The sequence below is a fragment of the Staphylococcus sp. FSL K6-0223 genome (assembly GCF_038008285.1).
In genome coordinates this window covers 158714-182361 of the sequence record NZ_JBBOYX010000004.1, presented here as the reverse complement: position 1 = coordinate 182361, position 23648 = coordinate 158714, and the positions used below count along the sequence as shown (strand labels likewise).

Sequence of the window (23648 nt, the reverse complement as noted above, 5' to 3'; positions counted from 1 at the left end):
GCATCTTGATGGTCAAATTTATAATAAAACGTATTGCACTCATGTTCCCTTTATTGATTGTAGTGAGTTTTATGACATTCATGATGACATACCTGACTAAAGGTGATCCAGCTGTTACGATTTTACACGCTCAAGGCACACCAAACATTACACCTCAGTTAATTGCAGAGACGAGAGAGAAGTATGGATTTAATGAACCCATATTGATTCAATATATGAATTGGCTTATTAAAGCTATACAGTTTAAGTTTGGTTCGAGTTACATTACTGGAGAATCAGTTTCAGAGCGCATTGGGCCTGCCTTCTTCAATACTTTCAAATTAACGTTGATTTCAAGTATTTCAGTTATTATCACATCTATTTTACTAGGGGTTATAAGTGCTCTAACTAAAGGGAAACTGACAGATCGCATTATTCGCTCAATCGCATTTTTCTTAACAGCACTTCCATCATATTGGATTGCGTCGATGTTAATTATTTATATATCTGTAAAATTAAATGTATTACCAACTTCAGGTTTAACAGGTCCAGAAAGCTATATTTTACCTGTTCTTGTCGTCACTATTACTTACGCAGGTATTTATTTCAGAAATGTGAGACGTGCAATGATTGAGCAACTGAACGAAGATTACGTGTTGTATTTAAGAGCAAGCGGCGTGCATACGTTGACGTTATTGTCACATGTTTTACGTAATGCTTTACAAGTTGCAGTGTCCATCTTCTGTATGTCAGTGCCAATGATTATGGGCGGTCTTGTTGTTATTGAAAATGTCTTTGCCTGGCCAGGTCTAGGACAATTAAGTATTAAAGCGATTGTTGAACATGACTTCCCAGTTATACAAGCGTATGTATTAATTATCGCGGTTTTATTTATCGTATTTAACACAATGGCAGACATCATCAATGCATACTTAAATCCCAAATTAAGGGAGGCAATATGATGATATTTAAAAGATTATTGCATGATAAAGGTGCAGTAATAGCAATGACCATTATCTGTGTATATGTGGCATTAGGTTTACTAGCGCCTATCGTCACATTTTATGAACCTAATCAAATTGATACGGCGAATAAATTCGCAAGTATAAGTTGGTCACATTGGTTAGGGACTGATCATTTAGGACGAGATGTACTTACACGAATAATTTATGCTATTAGACCGAGTTTATTATATGTTTTCATTGCCTTAATTATTACCGTTGCGATAGGAGCAATATTAGGATTTATTTCTGGTTATTTCCCAGGTTATATAGATGGCATCATCATGCGGTTATGTGATGTCATGTTAGCATTTCCAAGTTATGTGGTGACATTAGCATTAATTACACTGTGTGGTATGGGTGTAGAAAATATTATTTTAGCATTCATACTTACGCGGTGGGCATGGTTCTGTCGAGTCATTCGCACAAGCGTCATGCAATACACTGAATCAGATCATGTGAAGTTTGCTAAAACAATTGGTATGAATCATATGACGATCATTTGGAAACATATTTTGCCACTCACGTTAGCGGATATCGCTATTATTTCAAGTAGTTCAATGTGTTCAATGATATTGCAGATGTCGGGGTTTTCATTTTTAGGGTTAGGTGTCAAAGCGCCCACTGCTGAGTGGGGAATGATGTTAAATGAGGCACGTAAAGTGATGTTCACGCACCCTGAAATGATGATAACTACAGGAATCGTGATCGTTATTATCGTAATGGCATTTAACTTCTTATCGGATGCGTTACAAGTTGCAATCGACCCGCGCATTACTTCTAAAGAGAAACAACGTGCTTTAAAGAAAGGTGTGATGTCGTCATGACACTTATATCGGTTGAACATCTTCAAATCATAGATAGTTGGACGAACGTTAAATTGATAAAGGATGTGCACTTTAGCGTAGCTCATGGTGAAACATTAGGAATGATTGGGGAAAGCGGTAGCGGCAAATCCATTTCGTGTAAAGCTTTGACAGGTTTAAACCCTGGACGTCTTCATGTGACAGGCGATATTTATTTTGAAAATCAAAACCTCATGCACTTATCCAAAAGGGATTTACGTCGTAAACGAGGAAAGTATATTGCGATGGTGATGCAACAGGGTACACGTGCATTTGACCCTTCCACTCCAGTGGGTAAACAAATGTTTGAAACGATGCGTATACATACAGTGTTATCTCAATTGCAGATTAAACAAACACTAGTAGAATATATGACATTTATGAAGCTGAAAGAGCCAGAAAAGATTTTAACGTCATATCCGCATATGTTGTCAGGTGGTATGTTGCAGCGTTTGATGATTGTTTTAGCATTAGCGTTAAAACCTAAATTGATTATTGCAGATGAACCAACTACAGCTTTAGACACGATTACGCAATACGATGTGCTCAAAGCATTTCAAGATATTAAACATCGCTTTAATTGTGCAATGATTTTTATTTCACATGACTTATCAGTAATTCATCATATTGCAGATCGAGTCATAGTGATGAAAAATGGGCGCGTGATTGAATCAGGAGCTACAGAAGCTATACTGAACCAACCTAAGGATGCATATACACAATATTTGATATCCGCTAAAAAGAAAATAAATGAGCATTTTGAACGTGTGATGAGAGGTGAAATACATGCTAAAAGTAACCAATGTTGAGAAGTCATATGGTAAGAAATCTTTATTTCGTTCTGATTCCCAATTAATTATTAAAGGTATCTCATTTGAATGCTCAGTGGGTGAGAGTATTGGTATTATTGGAGAAAGTGGAAGCGGTAAGTCTACCCTCAGTCGAATGATATTAGGTATTGAAAAACCGGACAAAGGACAAGTTACGTTGAATGAGCAGCCTATATTCCGAAAGAAAGTAAGACGACATCAAATAAGTGCAGTATTTCAAAATTATACGTCTTCGTTGCATCCTTTCCAAAATGTACAAGAAATCATGTTTGAAGTGATGTGTCGTTGTCACCATAAGCGAAAAGATGAGTTAGAAGTTGAAGTGATTCGACTATTAGAAGAAGTAGGGCTATCAGCAGAATACATAGATAAATATCCGCATATGTTATCTGGTGGAGAAGCTCAACGTGTGGCGATTGCACGTGCTATTAGTATAAATCCTCAATATATTTTATTTGATGAGGCCATTAGTTCATTAGACATGTCTATTCAAACTCAGATTTTAGACTTACTGAGACGATTAAGACGTACACGTCATTTGAGTTATATCTTTATCACACATGATATTCAAGCAGCAACTTATGTGTGTGATCGGTTAATCATTTTCAAGGACGGTCAAATCGAAGAATGTATAGCGACGCACGATTTACATTTAAGTCGTCATCCTTATACGACAGCATTGATTCATAAACAATTGATATTCTAAGGAGTGAGACAATGAAAGGAGCCATGGCTTGGCCATTTCTAAGATTATACATACTGACATTAATGTTTTTCAGTGCAAATGCAATATTAAATGTATTTATTCCATTACGCGGGCATCATTGGGGTGCTTCTAATTCAGTTATCGGTATTGTGATGGGGGCTTATATGTTAACAACAATGGTATTCCGTCCATGGGCAGGACAGATTATTGCGCGTGTAGGTCCCATTAAAGTATTGCGGATGATCTTATTAATTAATGCGTGTGCGTTAATATTATACGGTTTCACAGAGATAGAAGGATACTTTATAGCAAGAGTGATGCAAGGTGTATGTACAGCATTCTTCTCTATGTCCTTACAACTTGGTATTATCGATGCACTACCGGAAGAGCATCGTTCAGAAGGAGTATCCTTATATTCGTTATTTTCAACAATTCCTAATTTAATAGGACCGTTAATTGCTGTTGGTATATGGAATTATGGACATATGTCTATTTTTGCAATAGTGATGATAGGGATTGCAGCGATGACGACATTCTTCGGTTACCGAGTGACCTTTGTTGAATCAGAGCCCGACACAAGTGATAAGATTGAACCATTACAATTTAACGCTTTTACAGTATTTGCCCATTTCTTTAAAAATAAAGAACTTTTTAATAGTGGGTTAATTATGATGATTGTATCTATTGTCTTTGGGGCAGTAAGTACATTTGTGCCACTGTATACAATACAATACGAATTTGCGAATGCGGGAATATTTTTAACGATTCAAGCCATAGCAGTGGTACTAGCGCGGATGTATTTACGTAAATATATACCCTCAGATGGACTCTGGCACCCACTATATATGGTGAGTGTGCTGTTGTTACTTGCCATTGCGTCATTGATTGTGGCAATAGGACCTCATGTACATGTAGTTATCTTTTACCTAAGCGCTATATTCATTGGTGTTACACAAGCACTTGTTTATCCAACACTTACATCGTATTTAAGCTTTGTGTTGCCTAAATCTGGCCGAAATATGTTACTTGGATTGTTTATTGCCTGTGCAGATTTAGGAGTTTCATTAGGTGGAAGCATAATGGGGCCCGTATCGGACTTAGTTGGATTAAGTTGGATGTATGTGATTTGTGGAATATTAGTCATGTGCATGATGTTGATGAGTATCATGAAAAAAGGTAATGTCATTTAATTAAGATGAAGTGAAATAATTTGAAATAATAGATGAAATTTGTAGAGTGAGACAAGAATTGTGTGTCTCACTTTCTTTTTCCAATGAATTCCTCTCAAAATGAAAAGAAATTGTAAATTTATCATTTTGTGATTTTAAAATTTTTGTAAATTTTCAAACAAAGTATTTACAAAACATAATCTAAACATAAAATAAGAGTAGCACAACAATATTTTAGTGGATAAAATGTGAAAATTAATTGGTGTAGCTAGGCTTAAATATTTATTAACTTTCAGAATCTTAATCAATGGTTTTTACATAGGGATGTTTATTAAATTACTACTTTAATATTTTTGTGAAAAAATCAAAGGGAGCGTTATTTATGAACAAAAAAAACACTTTTTTCAATTAGAAAGCTAAGCGTTGGGATTGCATCAGTAGCAATTGGGGGATTATTATTCATTTCGTCAGGTTATAGTGCACACGCAGCAGAAGATGATAATCCATCTAATTCAGTTGATAATACTATTAAAGATACATCAGGAAGCGAAAATCAAGATTCTACAAATACTGCAGGTAACACTGAAAACAATAACAATGAAGATAATAATACACCTGCGAATACAGCTAGTGGAGAACAAGATCAAAACAGCGGTAATGTAACAGAAAATGGAAATGACTCATCAAAACAAGATGGAGACCAAGATAAAGAAGCAACAAAAGATGACAACGGCTCATCAAATGGAACAGCAGAAGACCAAGATAAAGATGGAACAATAGTAGACAACAAAGACGCATCAAATCAAGATGGAGACCAATCAGTTAAAGAAGCAACAAAAGATGACAACGGCTCATCAAATGGAACAGCAGAAGACCAAGATAAAGATGGAACAATAGTAGACAACAAAGATGCATCAAAACAAGATGGAGACCAAGATAAAGAAGCAACAAAAGATGACAACGGCTCATCAAATGGAACAGCAGAAGACCAAGATAAAGATGGAACAACAGTAGACAACAAAGATGCATCAAAACAAGATGGAGACCAAGATAAAGAAGCACCAAAAGAAGATAATGGTTCATCAGAAGCAACAAATAAAGAATCTGGTAATACTGTAGAAGGGACTACTCATAAAGTAGCTGCTGGTGAAACAATCGAAGAAATCGCTAAAGAACATAATACAACTGTAAATCAAATAGCTAAAGATAATGGTATTTCAAATCCTAACTTAGTGGTTGCAGGTACAGATTTAGTAATTAATCAACCATCTTCATCACATGTAAATAATGACAAAGTGACTAGTGAAAGTCATAATGCTAATTCAAATGAATTACCTGAAACAGGGGAAGGTTCAGGTATTAACGTTGGCTTAACTGGTGGTCTTGCTTTAGCAGCTGGTGCAGCATTAGTCGTTTCTAGAAGAAGAAAAGAACAAGAATAATATATTAAATTTGATACATTCGGTTCTCTAAAATAATGAGAAGATAAATTAAATCACAATTTACCGAAGAATACGTATCAAGCGCAAATTTGAAATGGGTGGATTTCAAGTTTGCGCTTTTTTAGGTCTATAAATAAAGTCATTATATTAAGTCTACCTATTAAAAAACATCTACCTTGGTTGCGTTAAAATCTCACAACGGGTAGATGTTTCTTATATATTACGATTGACTTTTACCTTTATTTCCATGGCATTGGAATATGTAAGTGTAATAAGTCGAATTTTTAATTAATGAGCCAATAATAGATGCTAAGATCAATCCAGTTACTGCAACCGCAGCAATCGTGATAATTGATTTAATAGGACTATTGAATCCGAATAATACAATCGCACCAATTGCCATTAACAAACTTATTAGTCCTAGAATATTTGTAATTACCGTGCGTGGAGTGCTAGCCATATGCATAATGTTAATGAGTATGATAAAACAACGAAGTGTGAGTTAAAAATTCATAAATTCTAAATATTAATATTTATCGTACTAAAGCATGCAGACCTCTGAATTTTGGTAATTAAATTTTCAAAGTTGGACTTTTATGAGTAAAAGTATTTATAATGAAACATACTATCTTAGTCATATTAATTGTTAAACGTGTATGAAAACATTGATTATAACAATTTTCAAAATAAAGGAATGAGGCGTAATGGCTAGAGTATCGAAAAAACAATACATTCTTGAATCCGCGGCCAGTATTATTAATGAGCAAGGTGCAGACTATTTAACTTTAGATGCTGTAGCAAAAAAAGCTGGTGTTAGTAAAGGTGGTTTACTTTATCATTTCAAAAGTAAAGAGGGACTCATTCAAGAGCTTGTGAATTTTGCAAATAATCTTTACCAAGAAAAAGTTAATAAATATGTCAATTCTGATTCTGATGAGTCTGGACAATGGTTAAATGCATTTATAGAAGCGACACGTGAACATAGAACGGAAAATGCGCCTATTACATCAGGAATGCTTGCTGCCCAAGGTTCTAATAAACTATTATTATCACCTTTACGTGAGTCTTATCAAGATTGGCAAAATCATATTGAGAGTGATGGTTTAGACGAAGTGGATGCGACAATCATTAGGCTAGCTGTAGATGGTTTATGGTTGTCAGAAATATTTGGTATTAGTGCAATAGATGAAAAAATGAGAGAACAAGTCATTCAAAGATTAAAAGAACAAGTTCAAAAAAATAAAAAAATTTAAAATTTCTATAAGCATAGAGCTGAGTGGTGTTAGACGCATTACTCGGCTCTATTTTTTTATAGAGCTGTTGAAACTAAACCGACTGGTTGGTATAGTAACTACTGTCTTAAAACTAAAAATATAGAGGTGTTAAAGATGAATAAAGTTCTATTAACAGCAGCCATCACAGGTGCTGGCGATACAATTCAAAAAAATGAAAATGTTCCAGTTACACCACAAGAACTCGCTGATTCAGCAATTAAATGTGCCAGAGCAGGAGCTACAGTTGCTCATATTCATGTTAGAGATCCAGAAACTGGAGGCGTAAGCCATGATCCAGAACTTTACGCAGAAACAGTAAGACTTATAAGAGAAGCAGAAGAAGATATTATTATCAATATTACTTCTGGAGGTGGCGGTGACTTTATTCCAAGTCTAGAACATCCAGAAACAGGTGGAGAAGGCACTTGGATTCAAACCCCAGAAGAACGTCATAAACCCGTTGGAGATTTATTACCAGAGATGTGTACATTAGATTGTGGCAGTGTCAATATGGGTGATTCTGTTTATTTAAGCCCCGCATCTTGGTTACGTAAGCAAGCTGAAATGGTTAAAAATGCTGGGGTTAAACCTGAACTAGAATGTTTTGATACAGGCCATGTTAGTTTCGCTAAACAAATGATTGAGGAAGGCCTTATCGAGGGCGATCCAATGTTTCAATTCTGCTTAGGCATACCTTGGGGCGCTGAAAATGATCCAGAAACAATTGATTATTTAAAATCACGTATCCCTGATAATGCACATTGGTCAGCATTTGGTATTGGGAAAATGCAATTACCGACAGTGAGAGAAGTTGCTCAACGTGGCGGAAACATACGTGTGGGCTTAGAGGATAATATTTACATTTCTAAAGGTGTTAAAGCAACAAACGAAGCACTTGTCGAAGAAGCTAAAAAGATCTTAAAAGAACTAGATATCGAACCATTAACACCAGCAGAAGCTAGAGAAAAATTCAATCTTAGAACTCCTAAAGGAGGCCAATCATGAAAGTAGCAGTTGTAGGAACAGGTGTTATAGGAAGTGGTTGGATTACTCGAATGCTTGCCCACGGACATGAGGTCATCGCTACAGATCCAAGTGAAGGCGCATATGAGAGAATGTTGGCGCAAGTGAAACAGAATTGGCCATATGCTGAACAAATGGGGCTTGCCGACAACGCATCTCTAGAGAAATTGACATTTACCACAGATTTAAAAGAAGCTGTTAAAGAAGTTGAACACATACAAGAAAATGTACCTGAAGTTGAGGAAATTAAAGATACAGTTTTAAGAGAGATTGATTTTTATGCATCACCTTATGCAACAATTGGCTCAAGTACTTCGGGAATTATGCCTTCAGAATTACAGAAAAATTTATCACACCCAGAGCGCTTAGTCGTTGCACACCCATTCCATCCTGTGTATATCTTGCCACTTGTAGAAATTGTACCTGGTAAACAAACTTCAGAGGAAAATACTATAAAAGCTAAACAATTCTATGAAGGTATTGGAATGGACGTGTTACATGTACGCCATGAAATTGAAGGTCACATTGCCGACCGTCTAATGGAAGCATTATGGAGAGAAGCATTACACATTGTTAACGACGGTATTGCATCAACTGAAGAGGTAGATAAAGCTTTCACTCACGCAGCCGGTTTACGTTATGCACAATATGGCCCATTTATGACTTTCCACTTAGCTGGAGGCGAAGGTGGTATGCGTCATATGCTTAAACAGTTTGGTCCTGCACTCAAAAAGCCATGGACGAAACTTGTTGCACCTGAGTTAACAGAAGATTTATACGAGAAGGTAGTTACAGGAAGTGAAGCATCTTCACAAGGTTATACAATGTCAGAATTAGACCAAAAACGTAATGAATTTCTAATAAAAGTCAAAGCGTTGGCAGAACAATATTGGCCTGAAGGTTCAGATATACTTAAAAATTCGAGTCAGGAGGTACGTTAAACGTAATGAATCAGTATCAATATGACACGAAAGTGATTCAAGAATGGGTGGATCATAATGGACATATGAATGATGCAGAATACAATCGCGTATTAAGTGATGCAACAGATGATTGGTTAGCACATCTAGGTTTAACTCTAGAGACCATTAAAACGTTGCATTATACTGTCTTCACTTTAGAGAATCATTTGACCTTTTTAAAAGAAATGAAACTTGATGAAGATATTAGTGTTAAAGTCCACCTTTACGATTATGACAGTAAACGACTCCATGTATTTATGGAAATGTTGAATTCTGAACAAGCGCTTACATCGACTTATGAAGTGATGTTAATGGGGATAGATACTGAAAACGGAAGACCTACGCCATTCCCTGATTCAATAGCTCATAATATTGAGGCATATTACAAGAAAGATGAGATGACAACTCGACCTAAACAATTAGGTCATCAAATTGGTATTACAAGAAAATAGCATGCTTAGTGTTAAGCACGACGCACTTGATTAGTGCGGTGAGATTACAAGTTGAACTTGATACATTTAAGGACTTACTGTGCCTTGTTTTTACTTAGTTACCTTTGTATAACATTCACATTAAGTCCTTAATTTTTAAGCAAAATCATTAAAATAAACAGAAAGGAATGGACGTATGTTAAGTATTAAACACTTATCAAAAGTCTATGCAGGTAAAAAAAGAGCTGTAGACAACATGTATATCGATATTGAAGAAGGAGATTTCGTTGCGTTTATAGGTACAAGCGGTAGTGGTAAGACGACGGCGTTGAGAATGATTAACCGCATGATTGAATCAACAGAAGGTGAAATTACTATCAATGGCAAGAACATTCGTCAGATGAACGCAGTGGAGTTACGTCGCAGTATTGGTTATGTCATTCAACAAATCGGACTCATGCCACATATGACTGTCAAAGACAATATTGTATTGGTACCCAAATTATTAAAATGGTCGCAAGAGAAAAAAGATCAAAAAGCGAAAGAACTAATTCGTTTAGTAGACTTACCTGAAGATTACTTAAATCGCTATCCTTCAGAATTATCAGGAGGACAACAACAACGTATCGGTGTAGTTAGAGCACTTGCTGCCGAACAGGATATCATTTTGATGGATGAGCCTTTCGGAGCACTTGATCCTATTACAAGAGATACATTACAAGATTTAGTAAAGAAACTTCAGAAACAGTTAGGTAAAACCTTTATATTTGTCACACATGATATGGATGAAGCGATTAAGCTTGCTGACAAAATTTGTATTATGTCTGAAGGTAAAGTCATTCAATATGATACACCTGATAACATCTTACGTCAGCCAGCGAATGATTTCGTCCGTGATTTCATAGGACAGAACCGTCTTATTCAAGATAGACCCAATATTCGTACAGTCGAAGATGCCATGATTAAACCAATTACTGTTCATGTGGATCGTTCTTTAGATGAGGCAGTTAATATCATGAGACAACGTCGTGTTGATACGATATTTGTTGTAGGTAATGATGAGCATCTATTGGGTTACTTAGATATTGAAGATATTAATCAAGGTCTACGTAAGAAAAATGAATTAATAGACACAATGCAAAGAGATATTTATAGCGTTCGAATTGATAGTAAGTTGCAAGATTCTGTTCGTACAATTTTAAAACGAAATGTAAGAAATGTTCCTGTAGTTAGTGATGACAATAAGACACTTGTAGGTTTAGTAACAAGAGCGAATCTTGTTGATATTGTCTATGATAGCATTTGGGGAGAAGACGGTAACGTGAGTTCCCAGGAGAATGATGGAATCATTGAGCCTCATACATCAGGGGTTGATGAACGATGATTAAATACTTAACCGACAATGCAAGTGCACTATTTGAGAAAACGCTAGAGCATCTTTATATTTCAGTATTTGCTTTGTTAATAGCAATTATTATAGCTATTCCTTTAGGTATTTTACTGTCTAAAACTGATAAACTCTCGAAAATTTCGTTAACAATTGCTGGTATATTACAAACGATTCCAACTTTAGCAATCTTGGCACTTATGATTCCTTTATTTGGTGTCGGTAAAACACCAGCAATTATAGCTTTATTTCTATATGTTTTACTACCGATATTAAATAATACGATTATTGGTGTTCAAAATATCGATAGTAATGTTAAAGAAGCGGGACGTAGTATGGGGATGACAGGTATTCAACTAATGAAAGATGTTCAATTACCACTTGCATTACCAATGATATTGAGTGGTATTCGTTTATCTTCAGTATATGTAATTAGTTGGGCAACACTTGCAAGTTATGTTGGTGCTGGAGGACTAGGTGACTTTATTTTTAATGGTTTAAACTTATTTGAACCAGCGATGATTATAACTGCAACAATTCTCGTTACATTATTGGCACTTATCGTAGACTTCTGTTTATCAATGATTGAAAAATGGTTGGTCCCTAAAGGTTTAAGAATTACCGGATAATTAGAGAAGGAGGACACTATGAACAAGTATAAAAAGTATATAGTAGTTTTAGTATTATGTTTAACCGTGTTATCTGGATGTAATTTACCCGGTTTGAAAAATAGTAATTCAGATGACGACGTTAAAATTACAAGTTTAGGTACTAGTGAATCACAAATTATTTCACATATGATGAGATTACTTATTGAACATGACACACATGGTAAAATCAAACCTACTTTAATTAATAATTTAGGATCTAGCGTCATACAACATAATGCAGTGGCAAGTGGTCAAGCAAATATGTCAGGTACTCGTTATACCGGTACAGATTTAACAGGTGCACTTAATGAAAAGCCAATTAAAGATCCTAAAAAAGCAATGAAAGCTACACAAAAAGGCTTTGAAGAGAAATATCATCAAAAGTTCTTTAATTCATATGGGTTTGCTAATTCGTATTCTCTTATAGTGACAAAAGAGACAGCTAAAAAATTCCATTTAAACACGGTCTCAGATTTGAAAAAACATGCCAAAGATCTACGTGTAGGTATGGACAGCTCTTGGAAAGATAGAAAAGGAGATGGCTACCCTGCATTCAAGAAGGAGTATGGCTTTGACTTTGGTACAGTAAGACCAATGCAAATTGGTTTAGTTTATGATGCATTGAATTCAGGAAAATTGGACGTTGCGGTGGGGTACTCAACAGATGGACGTATCGCAGCTTATGACTTAAAGGTATTAAAAGACGACAAAAAATTCTTCCCTCCATACGATGCAAGTCCACTCGCAACTGATCAACTATTGAAAGAACACCCAGAATTAAAACCGATATTAAAGAAAATGGAAGGCAAAATTTCAACTAAACAAATGCAAAAATTAAACTATCAAGCTGATGGTAAAGGTGAAGAGCCCGCTACAGTAGCTGAAAAATTCTTAAAGAAACATAATTATTTTGAAGATGATAATTCTAAGAAGAAAGGTGGTCAAAATAATGAAAGGTAATTTACTTCAACAGTTGGGACATTATTATCAAACGAACTTTGGCTACCTTTGGGAATTATTTGTTAATCATTTACTTATGTCAGTTTATGGTGTGATATTTGCTTCAATTGTTGGTATACCACTTGGAATACTTATTGCGCGTTTCGGTAAATTATCAACGCCAATAATGACACTTGCTAATATTATTCAAACGGTACCAGTAATCGCGATGTTAGCCATCTTAATGTTAAGTATGGGACTCGGTATGAATACAGTTATATTTACTGTGTTTTTATACGCACTTTTACCTATTATCAAGAATACTTATACCGGCATAAATGGCGTAGACGCGAACATTAAAGATGCTGGTAAAGGAATGGGAATGACACGTAATCAGGTGCTTCGAATGATAGAATTGCCATTATCATTGTCTGTAATCATAGGTGGTATACGCATTGCACTTGTGGTTGCTATTGGTGTAGTGGCTATTGGTTCATTTATTGGTGCGCCTACATTAGGAGACATTGTTATTCGTGGTACAAACGCAACAGATGGTACATTATATATTCTTGCTGGTGCAATTCCGATTGTAATTATTGTCGTACTTATTGATGTGATTTTACGTTTGCTTGAGAAGAAGTTGGACCCTGCAAATTAATATTTCGGGAGGAACAAGATTATGGCACTTTTACAACTTAATTATTTATCCAAAACGATTGGAGCACACAATTCTCTAAATGTGATACTTCCAGAAGATGAGAGCTTTTTTGATACAAATCGAGAAGCCAAACCTTTAAAATCTATGCTAGTGCTACATGGACTATCAAGCGACGCCAACTCTTATATTAGATATACAAGTATTGAGCGATATGCAAATGATCATCAACTTGCAATTATCATGCCTAATGCAGATCATAGTTTCTATACTAATATGGTTTATGGCCATAGTTATTACGACTATATTTTGGAAGTGCATGACTATGTCCATCAAATTCTACCATTATCTAAGAAGAGAGAAGATAACTTTATAGCTGGTCATTCAATGGGAGGCTACGGTACGTCTAAATATGCTTTAACACAGTGCCAACGATTCTCTAAAGCAGCAATGTTATCTGCTGCATTCAATGTTTCATTACTTAGAGAGTATGAGTATTATGACTTTTGTCCAGAAGCCATTGTTGGTGAAAATGAGGACATCAAAGGTACGCCTTTCGATCCTTATTACTTAGTTGATAAAGCTGTTACTAATAATGTAGACTTACCTGAATTATTAATCATGTGTGGCACTGAAGATACATTATATCAAGATAACTTAGACTTTATTAGATATTTAAATGAAAAGGGTGTGAACTACCACTTTGAGAAAAGTTCAGGTGATCATGATTATGCCTATTGGGATAAGGCAATTAAACAAGTCATCGAGACCTTTACACGTGGATAGTACGTTTAGTGTGAAAAGTTAGATTGTAATCTTTAATGAAGAAAGCTCTAAGACATTTCAAAGTGAAGTGATCTTAGAGCTTTTATTATGAGAGTAATTATTCATTATTGAAGTGACCTGAAATGTTTAGTTTAGTATTTTAAATAGTTTACTTATATATCTATGTAATTTGCATAATAAAATAAAAAACATCTACCTTGGTTGCGTTAAAATCTCACAACGGGTAGATGTTTCTTATATATTACGACTGATTTTTACCTTTATTCCATGGCATTGGTATATGTAAGTGTAATAAGTCGAACTTTTTAATTAATGAGCCAATAATAGATGCTAAGATCAATCCAGTTACTGCAACTGCAGCAATCGTGATAATTGATTTAATAGGACTATTGAATCCGAATAATACAATTGCACCTGCCATAGGTGTTGCCATACCAGTAACACCTATTTTTAATCCACTGAATGCGATGATACAAGCGTTAACCATACCGATAATTGCATTCGTTCCGTATAAGACGGGAGCGTATTTTACGATTAAATCAATTTGTGTCAATGGTTCGATAAATACTGCAAAACGGTTTGGTTTGTCGCCAATTTTTAGGATATTAAATAATGTGAAGTTAACAAATGATGCGCCAGTACATACAATTGCGCCAATTGCCATTGGTAAACCTGTTAGTCCTAAAATACTTGCAAGTACCATTGAACTTAATGGTGTCATACTTGTAACTGGGATGATGAGTCCTAAGATAATAGCTAAGGCATATGGACTGCTATCACCAACTGAGTTTACAGCTTTCGCAATTTGATTTAATACTGCAGTGACGCTAGGATTAATCAATGATGCTAAACCGTATACGAGCGCTGGAGCTATAAATATAACGACGATTAAGTCTAAGCCTTCTGGAACTTTCTTTTCAATAAATTTAATCACAAATGCTGTGAGGTATGCTGCGATAAATGCAGGTAGTAAGCTAAAGTCCTTTAATACTAACCCTACGATAACTGAGAATACAGGTGAAACACCTAAATTAATACATGCAAGGATACCCACTGCAATCCCGCCAAGACTTCCTGCAAGGTCACCAATCTCCTGTAGGAATTTAATATGGAAAATGCCTCCAATAGCGTAACTTAAGAAAGCCTGTGGTAGAAATGTAGCACAAGCAGCCCCTGACAGTGCTTGTAGACCTTCCTTACCATAAGGTGCAAACTTTAAGAACAATGTCATAATGATTAAAACTACGACTAATGTTCCTACTCCTAATAATATATTCATTTTTCTGACCCCTTTAGTATAAATCTAAATATGTTTCCCAAAACATTTCATAATTGTAACACAGTTAATAGAATTAAAATTAAATTACATTTAAGTATTAATACGAATTTAATATTTTTGAAAATTCGAAAGTGCAACAATAATGTAAAATTAGTTGCGCAGCATTTTAGAAAAATAAAAATTAACAGTATCTCAGGGAGAAAGATGTCATATTTTTTTCTGAAAATTGGCATTAATTTGTAGAGAATTTCCTGTATAATGGCTAATAACATAGACATAGGAGATATACATATTATGATGAAAAACAAACTCACGATTAAAGAGAATATTTTTATTGGATCGATGTTATTTGGTTTATTCTTTGGTGCCGGTAACTTAATCTTCCCAATTCATTTAGGGCAGACTGCCGGCGCTCATGTATTTACTGCTAATTTAGGATTTTTAATCACAGCGATAGGATTACCATTTCTAGGTATTATTGCCATTGGTGTGTCTAAAACGAACGGGATTTTCGAAATTTCCTCAAGAGTAAGTAAAATATATGCGTATTTATTTACGATTGGTTTATATCTTGTGATTGGGCCATTTTTCGCATTACCAAGGTTAGCGACAACGTCATATGAAATTGCATTCTCGCCTTTTATTTCGCCAGTCCAAGCTAAATTTGTGCTACCAATATTTAGTATTTTATTCTTCTTGGTTGCATGGTTCTTTGCTAGAAAACCTTCAAAAATTTTAGATTATATAGGTAAATTCTTAAATCCTGTATTTTTAGTTTTACTTGGTATTGTAGTGTTACTTGCGTTTATTCATCCTATGGGAGGCGTGAGTCATGCGCCAGTGAGTGCGCAGTATAAGGAAGGTGCTTTACTTAAAGGGTTTATTGATGGTTACAATACTTTAGACGCTTTAGCATCTCTAGCATTCGGTATTATTATTGTTACAACAATTAAGAAACTAGGAGTCACTCATCCTAACACAATAGCTAAAGAGACATTTAAGTCAGGTACGATTAGTATCATAGGTATGGGACTTATTTATAGCTTGCTAGCCATTATGGGTACGATGAGTTTAGGTAATTTTAAAGTAAGTGAAAATGGAGGCATCGCACTCGCACAAATCGCTCAATATTATCTAGGTGACTACGGTATCATAGTGCTTTCACTTATTATTGTTGTGGCATGTTTGAAAACAGCTATTGGTTTAATCACAGCATTTTCAGAAACATTTACTGAGCTTTTTCCTAAACAGAAATACATTATGTTCGCGACAGTAGTCAGTGTATTAGCATGTATATTTGCGAATGTTGGTTTAACCAAGATTATTATGTATTCAACACCAGTACTGATGTTTATCTATCCACTCGCAATTACATTAATTCTGCTGACTTTAGCTAGTCCATTATTCAATCATTCAAAAATTGTGTATCGATTTACAACATTCTTTACGATGATTGCTGCATTTATCGATGGCGTAAAAGCGAGTCCTGAATTCTTCGTGAAGACAAGTTTCGCGCGTTTTATTATTTCTTTAGGTGAAAAGTATTTACCATTCTTTATGATAGGAATGGGATGGATTATTCCAGCATTGATTGGGTTCATCATCGGATTGATAGTGTTTAAAGTTCGAGGAAGTAAGCAATCGCAGTCATAATAAAGTTAATTAAATTGAAAAGCTATGTTCATCACACGAATGAAAGATGAACATAGCTTTTTTTCTACCATAATACAATATGGTGCTATTTTGGAACTTCATTCTCCGAAATGAAATCTTTCTAAGAATAAATTAATACTTGTGCGATGAGTAGACCTCCACCGAAGACAAGCACGAAAGCGACCACAGGCCAGACGAACTTCAACCAGTGGGAATAGCGCATGTTAAGCATCTGCAAGGTTGCCATGACGAGCCCTGTTGGTGCAAGGAATAACATCGCATATTGTCCAAATTGATAAGTGGTAACAATAACGAATCTAGGTATGCCAACTGTATCGGCAAGTGGTGCGAATATTGGCATAGATAGTACGGCTAAACCAGATGATGACGGTACGATAAAACCTAGGAAGAAGAAAATAACTAATAGAACGATAATAAATAATGGACCACTCATATGTTGCACGATGGAAGATGAGAAGTGCAAAATCGTGTCTGAGATTAACCCTTTATTTAACACTAAGTTGATGCCACGTGCTAGACCAATGATGAGTGACACTCCGACAAGACTTGATGCGCCGTTAACAAATGCATCTACAGTACCTTTCTCTCCTAGACCATATCTGCCCATGCCTGCAATAAACATAATAATAATAGTAAATATTAGGAATGCAGACGCCATAACTGGGAACCACCAGCCTTGAGTCATAACGCCCCATACCATGATAGGGAAGGGTATAACGAACAAGGTGAGGATGATTTTCTTACGTAATGTAAATTCTGATGAACTGTTTTGGTCCATCACTGACCATTGTTTCTCAAATTCAGCTTTATCTTCATATGCGTATGACGCTTTAGGTTCTTGCTTAATTTTTTTGCAGTACCAATAGAGATAACAAACAACGAATATCGTTCCGACGACACATGCACCTATTCTCCAGTACAACCCGTCTGTAAATGTGGTTCCTGCTGCGTTAGACGCGATGACTACTGAGAAAGGATTAATCGTTGAAAATGTACTACCAATAGAACTTGCCAAAAAGATGGCTCCCACAGAAACGATGGAGTCATATCCTAGTGCGATGAAAATGGGAACGAGTACAGGATAAAAGGCGACAGCTTCTTCCTCGATGCCACAAAGCGTACCTCCAAGAACCATTAAAATAGCGACGAAAGCAATTAACATGAATTCATGACCTTTGGTCTTTTGAGTTAAAGCAAGTAAACCGGATTCGAACGAACCACTTGCTTGGACTACGCCAATAAGTCCACCTAATACAAGTATGAATACCATAATATCTACAGCTTCTATGGTACCTTTAACCATACTACTCGTAATTTGATCGAGCCCTGCAGGATGTTGTTTTAAACGCTCATACGTATTTGGAATTGAAACAGGTTTATTAATCGCGCCAGATTTAAATTGTTCAATTTTAATTTTTACGCCCATCTTATCAAGTTCTTTTTGAGTTCCTGGGACTTTTTTAACATGATGATGTGGATTGACGATTTTTAATTCCTGTGAAGCGGGTTCGTACGATAATTTTGAATAGGCTCCTGCAGGAATAAGCCATGTTGCTATTACAGCAACAACAGTTAATAAGAATAGAATCATAAATGCCCCGGGCATCCGCAACTTGAATCGCTTTTTCTTTTTATCTGGTTTGATAGCATCTTCCAATTGAGTCATCTCCTTTATAGTCTAATAACCGAGAATCATGAAGATTATGTTTATTTATCAAGAATAATTGATTAAACTTTCATTAAATAAGTGCACCCTGTTTCATTTGGGGGAGTGGAGGGATGCAGGGTGCACCATTTTGTCAGTATTCATCATGAAAATTGCATATATAATAGTTTAATGATGTTAGTTTTTAGTACAACTTAAGATATTATTTTTTTATAAGTGTACCAATTTTACCTTCAAGTGCGTTGTCTAATTGATCTAATGAAGTAATTAAAACGCTACCTTTAGGATTATTCTTAATAAATGAAATGGCCGATTCTATTTTGGGAAGCATGCTACCTTTAGCAAATTGATCCTCTTTAATATAAGCTTCCAATTCTTCTGGTGTTACCGTTTTGAGGGCTTTTTGATTGTCAGTGTTATAGTTAACGTAAACATAGTCAATAGCTGTCAAAATAATTAATTGATCACAGTGAATATCTGCGCCAAGGAGAGCACTTGTTTTGTCCTTGTCTATGACCGCATCAACGCCTTTAAAGCTATCGTGTTGTTCACGAATGACTGGTACGCCTCCGCCACCTGCTGCAATTACAAGTGTGCCATTCTCGATTAAAGTTTTGATACTTTCTAATTCAACAATGGACTTTGGTTGAGGTGAAGGGACCACACGTCTGTAGCCACGACCGGCGTCTTCAACGAAGCTATAATGTTTTTCTTTTTCAATGCGTTCAGCAGTCTCTTTATCATAAAAGAGACCAATGGGTTTTGTAGGATGACTAAAGGCTTCATCATCTGGATCAACTTCAACTTGCGTCACTAGTGTAACTACTTGTTTATCTATGCCCAACGCATGTAATTCATTTTGCAAACTTTCTTGTAGTTGATAGCCTATATACGCTTGACTCATTGCTCCACATTCTGCGAAAGGAAAGGCAGGACCTTGATCATGTTCAGCCGCGTAGTTTAATCCTAAATTGATGCTACCGACTTGAGGACCATTACCATGACTAATAACAATTTCATGACCTTTAGTTATGAGTCCAACGAGTGATTTAGCAGTGTTTTTTACTAATTCGAGTTGTTCTTTTGGCGATTGACCTAACGCATTACCGCCTAATGCTACTACAATTTTTGCCACTTGAATAACCTCCTGTCTGTCTTAGAATTCACCTAAAGTAGCAACCATAACTGCTTTTATTGTGTGCATTCTATTTTCAGCTTCTTGGAATACTACAGACGCTTTACTTTCAAACACCTCATCAGTAACTTCCATTTCACTTATGCCGTATTGTTCATAAATCTGTTTGCCGATTTTAGTGTCAGTATTGTGGAATGAAGGTAGACAATGTTCAAAAATCACATTTGGATTGCCTGTTTTATCCATTAATTCTTTGTTTACACGGTATGGTTCTAATAATTTAAGACGCTCTTGCCATACCTCGTCTGGTTCACCCATAGATACCCATACATCTGTATAGATAACGTCAGAGTCTTTAACCCCTTTATCGATATCATCTGTAATAAGGATGTTGCCTCCATTTTCATCGGCAATACGTTTGCAACGGTTAAGTAATTCATCAGTAGGATTTAATTCTTGCGGACAAACAAGGTGGAAATTCATGCCCATGATAGCAGCGCCTTGCATTAATGCGTTTGCAACATTATTACGGCCATCACCGACATAAGTGAAGTTGATTTCGGAGTAGTCTTTCTTCAATACTTCTTTAGCAGTTAAGAAATCTGCAAGGACTTGCGTTGGGTGGTCTTCATCAGTTAAGCCATTCCATACTGGAACCCCTGAAAATTCAGCCAACGTTTCAACTGTACGTTGTGAGAAGCCTCGGTACTCAATACCATCGTACATGCCTCCTAAAACTCTTGCAGTATCTTTAGCAGTTTCTTTTTTACCCATTTGAGAGCCTGTAGGGCCTAAATACGTAACATTAGCTCCTTGATCATGAGCTGCTACTTCGAATGAACAACGTGTTCTTGTAGAGTCTTTTTCAAAAAGAAGAGCAATATTTTTATTTTTAAGCATAGGTTTTTCATTACCTATGTATTTGGCATGTTTCAAATCTTCAGCAAGATTTAATAGAAACTCCACCTCTTTCTGTGAAAAATCTAATAAAGTAAGAAAACTTCTGTTGCGTAAATTTTGCATTCTTTACAACTCCTTAAATTTGATTTCAAGGTCATTGTAAGCGTTAACTAATTAATATCAATAAAATTAAAAAGTTGTCATTTTTTATTAATAAATAATTGAAAAGTTTTTTAAAATTTTATGTAATTTATGAAAAATTTGAATAAAAGGAGTATGTTTGTGGTATATCTGTTTTTAGATTGACGAATTTTTAAAGAAAATCATAATTATTTAAATATGAATTTCTTAATTTTAAAAAGTAAAAAAATCGTAGATAATAACATGAATTGTTAGCTTTTAAGTCATTAAGATTTAAGACAAAGGGCAGTCTATTTTATAAGATTGTGATGCAAAATATTAATAAACTTTTAAAAACGTTTGGCACGTTTGGTTTTCTAGAAAAAGGGCATATGACACTATTGATAGAAAAAATACTTTAGAAAGATTCGGGCATATTACATTTGAAGGGGGAATTTCTCATGAAGATTTATAGGTTAGATTATCAACATCATAAAGATATTGTAGATGACAATGTGTTAACTGTATTTGTAGCGGCTAAAAATAAGAGTGAAGTAGAGGCATTTGCTAAAAAGTTAAGTTATTCTATTGAAACAATTACTAAATTAACGCATAAAGAATTTGAGGAACAAAAAGCTGAAATCGAGCATTATAAACTTGAACATGCTGATCAATATTTAGATTAAATTGTTTATGGGGGAGAACGTTATGGCTAATAAGCAATTCGAAACATTAACGGAAATCGCAAATGGTTTATATGTAACGCCTACATCAGAATTGCCATTTGATAAACGTTTCCGTTTTAAATCATTTATACTTCAACGTTCAGAAGGTAATGTAATGATTTATCATTCTGGTAGAATTGATGAGGCTGCAAAGGATATACAAGAATTAGGTGACGTTGATAAAGTATTAATGAATCATCAACATGAATCGTTAGGTGGAGAGACAAATTTTGATGCACCTTACTATATTCACGAAGATGATAAACAGGACGTTACCGATACCCTTCAAGTTACTAGTACATTTAAAGAACGGCAACATTTACATGAAGATTTAGAGGTGATACCTGCCCCTGGACACACTACTGGAACGGCATTATATTTGTGGGATAATGGCGAGCATCGCTATTTATTCACTGGTGACTTCCTATGCTATGAAGGTGATGAATGGCGAACTGTAATACTTCCTTCAAGTGACAGAGAGGCTTCGATTAAGAGTCTTGAACTGATTCGGGATCTGGACTTTGACGCACTTGTACCATGGGTGTCAATTGAAGGTGAATCACCTGTGTTCTTTGTTGAAGGTGACGAGGATAAAAAACAACGTGTACAAAAAATTATCGACCGTGTAAGTGACGGGGAAAATACTTAAAACATGATAGTAAATTGAAAGGTATGTCTAGCTGAATGTTAGATGTACTTTTTTTCATATCAAAAATGACAATGTTTCATTTAACTGCAATAGAGATATACAAATGTTGAGGTGAAACGACTTGCAAAATTCTAAACATCAAAATCATAAAGTAAACTGGGGATTAATCAGTGCAGCCTATGCATTTCTTATTGTGATGATGGGGACGACATTACCTACACCACTCTATCCAATTTATAGTAAAGTATATGATTTATCACCATTAATGATTACAATCATTTACGCTGTCTATGCTGCTGGTGTGATTGGAGGATTACTCGTATTTGGTCAATTGTCAGATCGCATAGGACGCCGTTATGTACTTATTCCAGGAGTGATTTTATCTGCAATCAGTGCGCTAGTGTTTTTATTTGCTACCAATGTAGGTTTATTACTTGCTGGACGAGTGATTTCCGGACTGTCAGCGGGACTTTTTACAAGTACAGCAACGACAACGATTGTTAATTTAGCTGCTGATGATAAAAAGGGCAGAGCCTCTACAATTGCAAGTAGCGTGAATATGCTTGGTTTAGGCTTTGGTCCGTTGCTATGTGGCATACTCGCACAATATCTTCCATATGCGATGCGTTTAGTCTTTATCGTTGATTTTATTCTTATCATTCCGGCATTTATTGGAATATGGTTTATGCCAGAGCCTGTTAAGAATAAACAAAAATTTAAAATTGAAGTTCAAAAGTTGAGTGTACCGTCAGACATTCGCTCTACATTTATTTATGCTGTTATTCCTGTATTCGTAGGATTTTCAATGCTTGGTTTATTTACTGCGATTTCACCAAACTTTTTAGGAGACATATTGAACATTACAAATAAAGCAGTCATAGGTGTCATGGTATTCTTGATATTCTGTGCATCTACGCTAGGCCAATTATTGTTTAAAAGTAAATCTGATTATCACATATTGATGTTAGGTAGTGGCACATTAATTGTAGGCGTAATATTAGTAGGTTTATCTATTCAATTAGAATCATTCTTAATTTTATTTATTGGAGCTATCATTTCTGGATTTGGACAAGCATTCAGTTTCCGAGCTGGATTGTCCACAGTGAATGCCGTAGCACCTGAAGACAAACAAGCCGAAATTACGTCCACTTTCTTTACCATTGCGTATATAGCCATTTCAATTCCTGTTGTAGGTGTAGGGTTATTAGAACTAGGATTAGGCATCAAACTTGCAGGTATTGTGTTTAGTATCATAATCGTGATACTTGCGATACTTTCTTTAATTCTTCTACTAGCTAATAAGAAAAAATCAAATTCTTAAAGTAATTAGAATGGAAATCTCTATTTATTTAAGTAGAGATTTCCATTTTTATTTTTGACATTAAAGTATGGTTTAATGATAAGTTTCAAGTATCAAATTG

The 23648-nt window shown here is 35.4% G+C and carries 25 protein-coding genes and 1 pseudogene; 20 read left to right on the top strand and 6 right to left on the bottom strand.

The window, feature by feature from the left end:
• The first annotated feature begins 8 nt into the window (after positions 1 to 8).
• The 6 genes and pseudogenes from opp1B to MHI13_RS23515 form a co-directional block, all read left to right on the top strand.
• On the top strand, positions 9 to 941 hold the full coding sequence (opp1B, locus tag MHI13_RS21670; protein WP_064210740.1) for a nickel/cobalt ABC transporter permease: 933 nt from the start codon (positions 9 to 11) through the stop codon (positions 939 to 941).
• The gene (cntC, locus tag MHI13_RS21665; RefSeq protein ID WP_064210741.1) at positions 938 to 1807 is read left to right on the top strand and encodes a staphylopine uptake ABC transporter permease subunit CntC; all 870 of its coding nucleotides are present in this window, start codon (positions 938 to 940) and stop codon (positions 1805 to 1807) included. Before opp1B ends, cntC begins: the two co-directional genes overlap by 4 nt.
• A complete protein-coding gene (gene cntD, locus MHI13_RS21660) occupies positions 1804 to 2634 on the top strand; it encodes a staphylopine uptake ABC transporter ATP-binding protein CntD (protein ID WP_064210742.1) in 831 nt (276 codons plus the stop codon). Before cntC ends, cntD begins: the two co-directional genes overlap by 4 nt.
• A complete protein-coding gene (locus MHI13_RS21655) occupies positions 2612 to 3361 on the top strand; it encodes an ABC transporter ATP-binding protein (RefSeq protein ID WP_064210743.1) in 750 nt (249 codons plus the stop codon). The genes cntD and MHI13_RS21655 overlap by 23 nt, the downstream gene beginning before the upstream one ends.
• Positions 3362 to 3372: 11 nt before the next feature.
• Positions 3373 to 4551 carry a staphylopine family metallophore export MFS transporter CntE gene (cntE, locus tag MHI13_RS21650; RefSeq protein WP_064210744.1) on the top strand — a complete coding sequence of 393 codons (1179 nt, stop codon included), beginning with the start codon at positions 3373 to 3375 and terminating at the stop codon, positions 4549 to 4551.
• A gap of 377 nt (positions 4552 to 4928) precedes the next feature.
• Positions 4929 to 5012 (top strand): annotated as a pseudogene (locus MHI13_RS23515) (YSIRK-type signal peptide-containing protein); the annotation flags it as partial.
• 320 nt (positions 5013 to 5332) lie between these two features.
• Here the strand turns inward: MHI13_RS23515 and MHI13_RS21645 are convergent.
• Positions 5333 to 5548 (bottom strand): hypothetical protein, encoded by a 216-nt coding sequence (locus MHI13_RS21645; protein ID WP_340762019.1) that lies wholly within the window; start codon positions 5546 to 5548, stop codon positions 5333 to 5335.
• Between the two features lie 214 nt (positions 5549 to 5762).
• On the opposite strand from MHI13_RS21645, the gene MHI13_RS21635 reads away from it, so the two are divergent.
• On the top strand, positions 5763 to 5972 hold the full coding sequence (locus MHI13_RS21635) for an LPXTG cell wall anchor domain-containing protein (protein ID WP_064212390.1): 210 nt from the start codon (positions 5763 to 5765) through the stop codon (positions 5970 to 5972).
• A gap of 220 nt (positions 5973 to 6192) precedes the next feature.
• Here the strand turns inward: MHI13_RS21635 and MHI13_RS21630 are convergent, their stop codons facing one another.
• Positions 6193 to 6375, bottom strand: a complete 183-nt coding sequence (locus tag MHI13_RS21630) for a hypothetical protein (protein ID WP_340762015.1) — start codon at positions 6373 to 6375, stop codon at positions 6193 to 6195.
• Between the two features lie 301 nt (positions 6376 to 6676).
• Here MHI13_RS21630 and MHI13_RS21625 point away from each other — a divergent pair, with 301 nt between their 5' ends.
• The 9 genes from MHI13_RS21625 to MHI13_RS21585 all read left to right on the top strand — a co-directional run bounded on the left by MHI13_RS21625 (position 6677) and on the right by MHI13_RS21585 (position 14079).
• The gene (locus MHI13_RS21625; RefSeq protein ID WP_064210816.1) at positions 6677 to 7225 is read left to right on the top strand and encodes a TetR/AcrR family transcriptional regulator; all 549 of its coding nucleotides are present in this window, start codon (positions 6677 to 6679) and stop codon (positions 7223 to 7225) included.
• Positions 7226 to 7360: 135 nt separating this feature from the next.
• Positions 7361 to 8251, top strand: a complete 891-nt coding sequence (locus tag MHI13_RS21620; protein WP_058121762.1) for a BKACE family enzyme — start codon at positions 7361 to 7363, stop codon at positions 8249 to 8251.
• Complete coding sequence (locus tag MHI13_RS21615) at positions 8248 to 9210, top strand: 3-hydroxyacyl-CoA dehydrogenase NAD-binding domain-containing protein (protein ID WP_064210815.1); 963 nt, start codon at positions 8248 to 8250, stop codon at positions 9208 to 9210. Before MHI13_RS21620 ends, MHI13_RS21615 begins: the two co-directional genes overlap by 4 nt.
• 5 nt (positions 9211 to 9215) lie before the next feature.
• Entirely contained in the window at positions 9216 to 9683 is a 468-nt protein-coding gene (locus MHI13_RS21610; protein WP_064210814.1) for a thioesterase family protein, read from the top strand.
• A gap of 175 nt (positions 9684 to 9858) precedes the next feature.
• Entirely contained in the window at positions 9859 to 11046 is a 1188-nt protein-coding gene (locus MHI13_RS21605; RefSeq protein ID WP_064212392.1) for a betaine/proline/choline family ABC transporter ATP-binding protein, read from the top strand.
• Positions 11043 to 11678, top strand: coding sequence for an ABC transporter permease (locus tag MHI13_RS21600; RefSeq protein ID WP_023350900.1), 636 nt, complete (start codon positions 11043 to 11045; stop codon positions 11676 to 11678). Before MHI13_RS21605 ends, MHI13_RS21600 begins: the two co-directional genes overlap by 4 nt.
• 18 nt (positions 11679 to 11696) lie before the next feature.
• On the top strand, positions 11697 to 12659 hold the full coding sequence (locus MHI13_RS21595; RefSeq protein ID WP_064210594.1) for an osmoprotectant ABC transporter substrate-binding protein: 963 nt from the start codon (positions 11697 to 11699) through the stop codon (positions 12657 to 12659).
• Positions 12649 to 13296, top strand: a complete 648-nt coding sequence (locus MHI13_RS21590) for an ABC transporter permease (RefSeq protein ID WP_002454286.1) — start codon at positions 12649 to 12651, stop codon at positions 13294 to 13296. The genes MHI13_RS21595 and MHI13_RS21590 overlap by 11 nt, the downstream gene beginning before the upstream one ends.
• Positions 13297 to 13317: 21 nt before the next feature.
• On the top strand, positions 13318 to 14079 hold the full coding sequence (locus tag MHI13_RS21585; protein ID WP_064210595.1) for an alpha/beta hydrolase: 762 nt from the start codon (positions 13318 to 13320) through the stop codon (positions 14077 to 14079).
• Positions 14080 to 14320: 241 nt separating this feature from the next.
• On the opposite strand, the gene MHI13_RS21580 is transcribed toward MHI13_RS21585, so the two are convergent.
• Positions 14321 to 15358: a PTS sugar transporter subunit IIC gene (locus MHI13_RS21580; protein WP_064210596.1), complete on the bottom strand. Its 1038-nt coding sequence runs from the start codon at positions 15356 to 15358 to the stop codon at positions 14321 to 14323.
• Between the two features lie 294 nt (positions 15359 to 15652).
• On the opposite strand from MHI13_RS21580, the gene brnQ reads away from it, so the two are divergent.
• Positions 15653 to 17011: a branched-chain amino acid transport system II carrier protein gene (gene brnQ, locus MHI13_RS21575; protein ID WP_002469854.1), complete on the top strand. Its 1359-nt coding sequence runs from the start codon at positions 15653 to 15655 to the stop codon at positions 17009 to 17011.
• Positions 17012 to 17132: 121 nt separating this feature from the next.
• Here brnQ and MHI13_RS21570 read toward each other — a convergent pair whose 3' ends face one another.
• The 3 genes from MHI13_RS21570 to argF form a co-directional block, all read right to left on the bottom strand.
• Complete coding sequence (locus tag MHI13_RS21570) at positions 17133 to 18698, bottom strand: YfcC family protein (RefSeq protein WP_002454282.1); 1566 nt, start codon at positions 18696 to 18698, stop codon at positions 17133 to 17135.
• A 202-nt stretch (positions 18699 to 18900) separates the two neighbouring features.
• The gene (arcC, locus tag MHI13_RS21565) at positions 18901 to 19833 is read right to left on the bottom strand and encodes a carbamate kinase (protein ID WP_023350906.1); all 933 of its coding nucleotides are present in this window, start codon (positions 19831 to 19833) and stop codon (positions 18901 to 18903) included.
• A 21-nt stretch (positions 19834 to 19854) separates the two neighbouring features.
• Positions 19855 to 20856 carry an ornithine carbamoyltransferase gene (argF, locus tag MHI13_RS21560; RefSeq protein ID WP_002469853.1) on the bottom strand — a complete coding sequence of 334 codons (1002 nt, stop codon included), beginning with the start codon at positions 20854 to 20856 and terminating at the stop codon, positions 19855 to 19857.
• A gap of 458 nt (positions 20857 to 21314) precedes the next feature.
• On the opposite strand from argF, the gene MHI13_RS21555 reads away from it, so the two are divergent.
• The 3 genes from MHI13_RS21555 to MHI13_RS21545 all read left to right on the top strand — a co-directional run bounded on the left by MHI13_RS21555 (position 21315) and on the right by MHI13_RS21545 (position 23548).
• On the top strand, positions 21315 to 21539 hold the full coding sequence (locus MHI13_RS21555) for a hypothetical protein (protein ID WP_002435040.1): 225 nt from the start codon (positions 21315 to 21317) through the stop codon (positions 21537 to 21539).
• Positions 21540 to 21561: 22 nt separating this feature from the next.
• Positions 21562 to 22227: an MBL fold metallo-hydrolase gene (locus tag MHI13_RS21550; protein WP_064210597.1), complete on the top strand. Its 666-nt coding sequence runs from the start codon at positions 21562 to 21564 to the stop codon at positions 22225 to 22227.
• Positions 22228 to 22348: 121 nt separating this feature from the next.
• On the top strand, positions 22349 to 23548 hold the full coding sequence (locus MHI13_RS21545) for an MFS transporter (protein WP_002434947.1): 1200 nt from the start codon (positions 22349 to 22351) through the stop codon (positions 23546 to 23548).
• The last annotated feature ends 100 nt before the right edge of the window (positions 23549 to 23648 follow it).

Coding starts and splice junctions, on each gene's coding strand:
- cntE (WP_064210744.1), top strand. CDS start 3,373: ATGAAAGGAGCCATGGCTTGGCCATTTCTAAGATTATACATACTGACA.
- MHI13_RS21555 (WP_002435040.1), top strand. CDS start 21,315: ATGAAGATTTATAGGTTAGATTATCAACATCATAAAGATATTGTAGAT.
- MHI13_RS21600 (WP_023350900.1), top strand. CDS start 11,043: ATGATTAAATACTTAACCGACAATGCAAGTGCACTATTTGAGAAAACG.
- MHI13_RS21570 (WP_002454282.1), bottom strand. CDS start 18,698: ATGACTCAATTGGAAGATGCTATCAAACCAGATAAAAAGAAAAAGCGA.
- MHI13_RS21605 (WP_064212392.1), top strand. CDS start 9,859: ATGTTAAGTATTAAACACTTATCAAAAGTCTATGCAGGTAAAAAAAGA.
- MHI13_RS21625 (WP_064210816.1), top strand. CDS start 6,677: ATGGCTAGAGTATCGAAAAAACAATACATTCTTGAATCCGCGGCCAGT.
- cntC (WP_064210741.1), top strand. CDS start 938: ATGATGATATTTAAAAGATTATTGCATGATAAAGGTGCAGTAATAGCA.
- brnQ (WP_002469854.1), top strand. CDS start 15,653: ATGATGAAAAACAAACTCACGATTAAAGAGAATATTTTTATTGGATCG.
- cntD (WP_064210742.1), top strand. CDS start 1,804: ATGACACTTATATCGGTTGAACATCTTCAAATCATAGATAGTTGGACG.
- MHI13_RS21655 (WP_064210743.1), top strand. CDS start 2,612: ATGCTAAAAGTAACCAATGTTGAGAAGTCATATGGTAAGAAATCTTTA.
- MHI13_RS21630 (WP_340762015.1), bottom strand. CDS start 6,375: ATGGCAATTGGTGCGATTGTATTATTCGGATTCAATAGTCCTATTAAA.
- MHI13_RS21585 (WP_064210595.1), top strand. CDS start 13,318: ATGGCACTTTTACAACTTAATTATTTATCCAAAACGATTGGAGCACAC.
- argF (WP_002469853.1), bottom strand. CDS start 20,856: ATGCAAAATTTACGCAACAGAAGTTTTCTTACTTTATTAGATTTTTCA.
- MHI13_RS21615 (WP_064210815.1), top strand. CDS start 8,248: ATGAAAGTAGCAGTTGTAGGAACAGGTGTTATAGGAAGTGGTTGGATT.
- MHI13_RS21580 (WP_064210596.1), bottom strand. CDS start 15,358: ATGAATATATTATTAGGAGTAGGAACATTAGTCGTAGTTTTAATCATT.
- opp1B (WP_064210740.1), top strand. CDS start 9: ATGGTCAAATTTATAATAAAACGTATTGCACTCATGTTCCCTTTATTG.
- MHI13_RS21595 (WP_064210594.1), top strand. CDS start 11,697: ATGAACAAGTATAAAAAGTATATAGTAGTTTTAGTATTATGTTTAACC.
- MHI13_RS21590 (WP_002454286.1), top strand. CDS start 12,649: ATGAAAGGTAATTTACTTCAACAGTTGGGACATTATTATCAAACGAAC.
- MHI13_RS21610 (WP_064210814.1), top strand. CDS start 9,216: ATGAATCAGTATCAATATGACACGAAAGTGATTCAAGAATGGGTGGAT.
- MHI13_RS21620 (WP_058121762.1), top strand. CDS start 7,361: ATGAATAAAGTTCTATTAACAGCAGCCATCACAGGTGCTGGCGATACA.
- MHI13_RS21550 (WP_064210597.1), top strand. CDS start 21,562: ATGGCTAATAAGCAATTCGAAACATTAACGGAAATCGCAAATGGTTTA.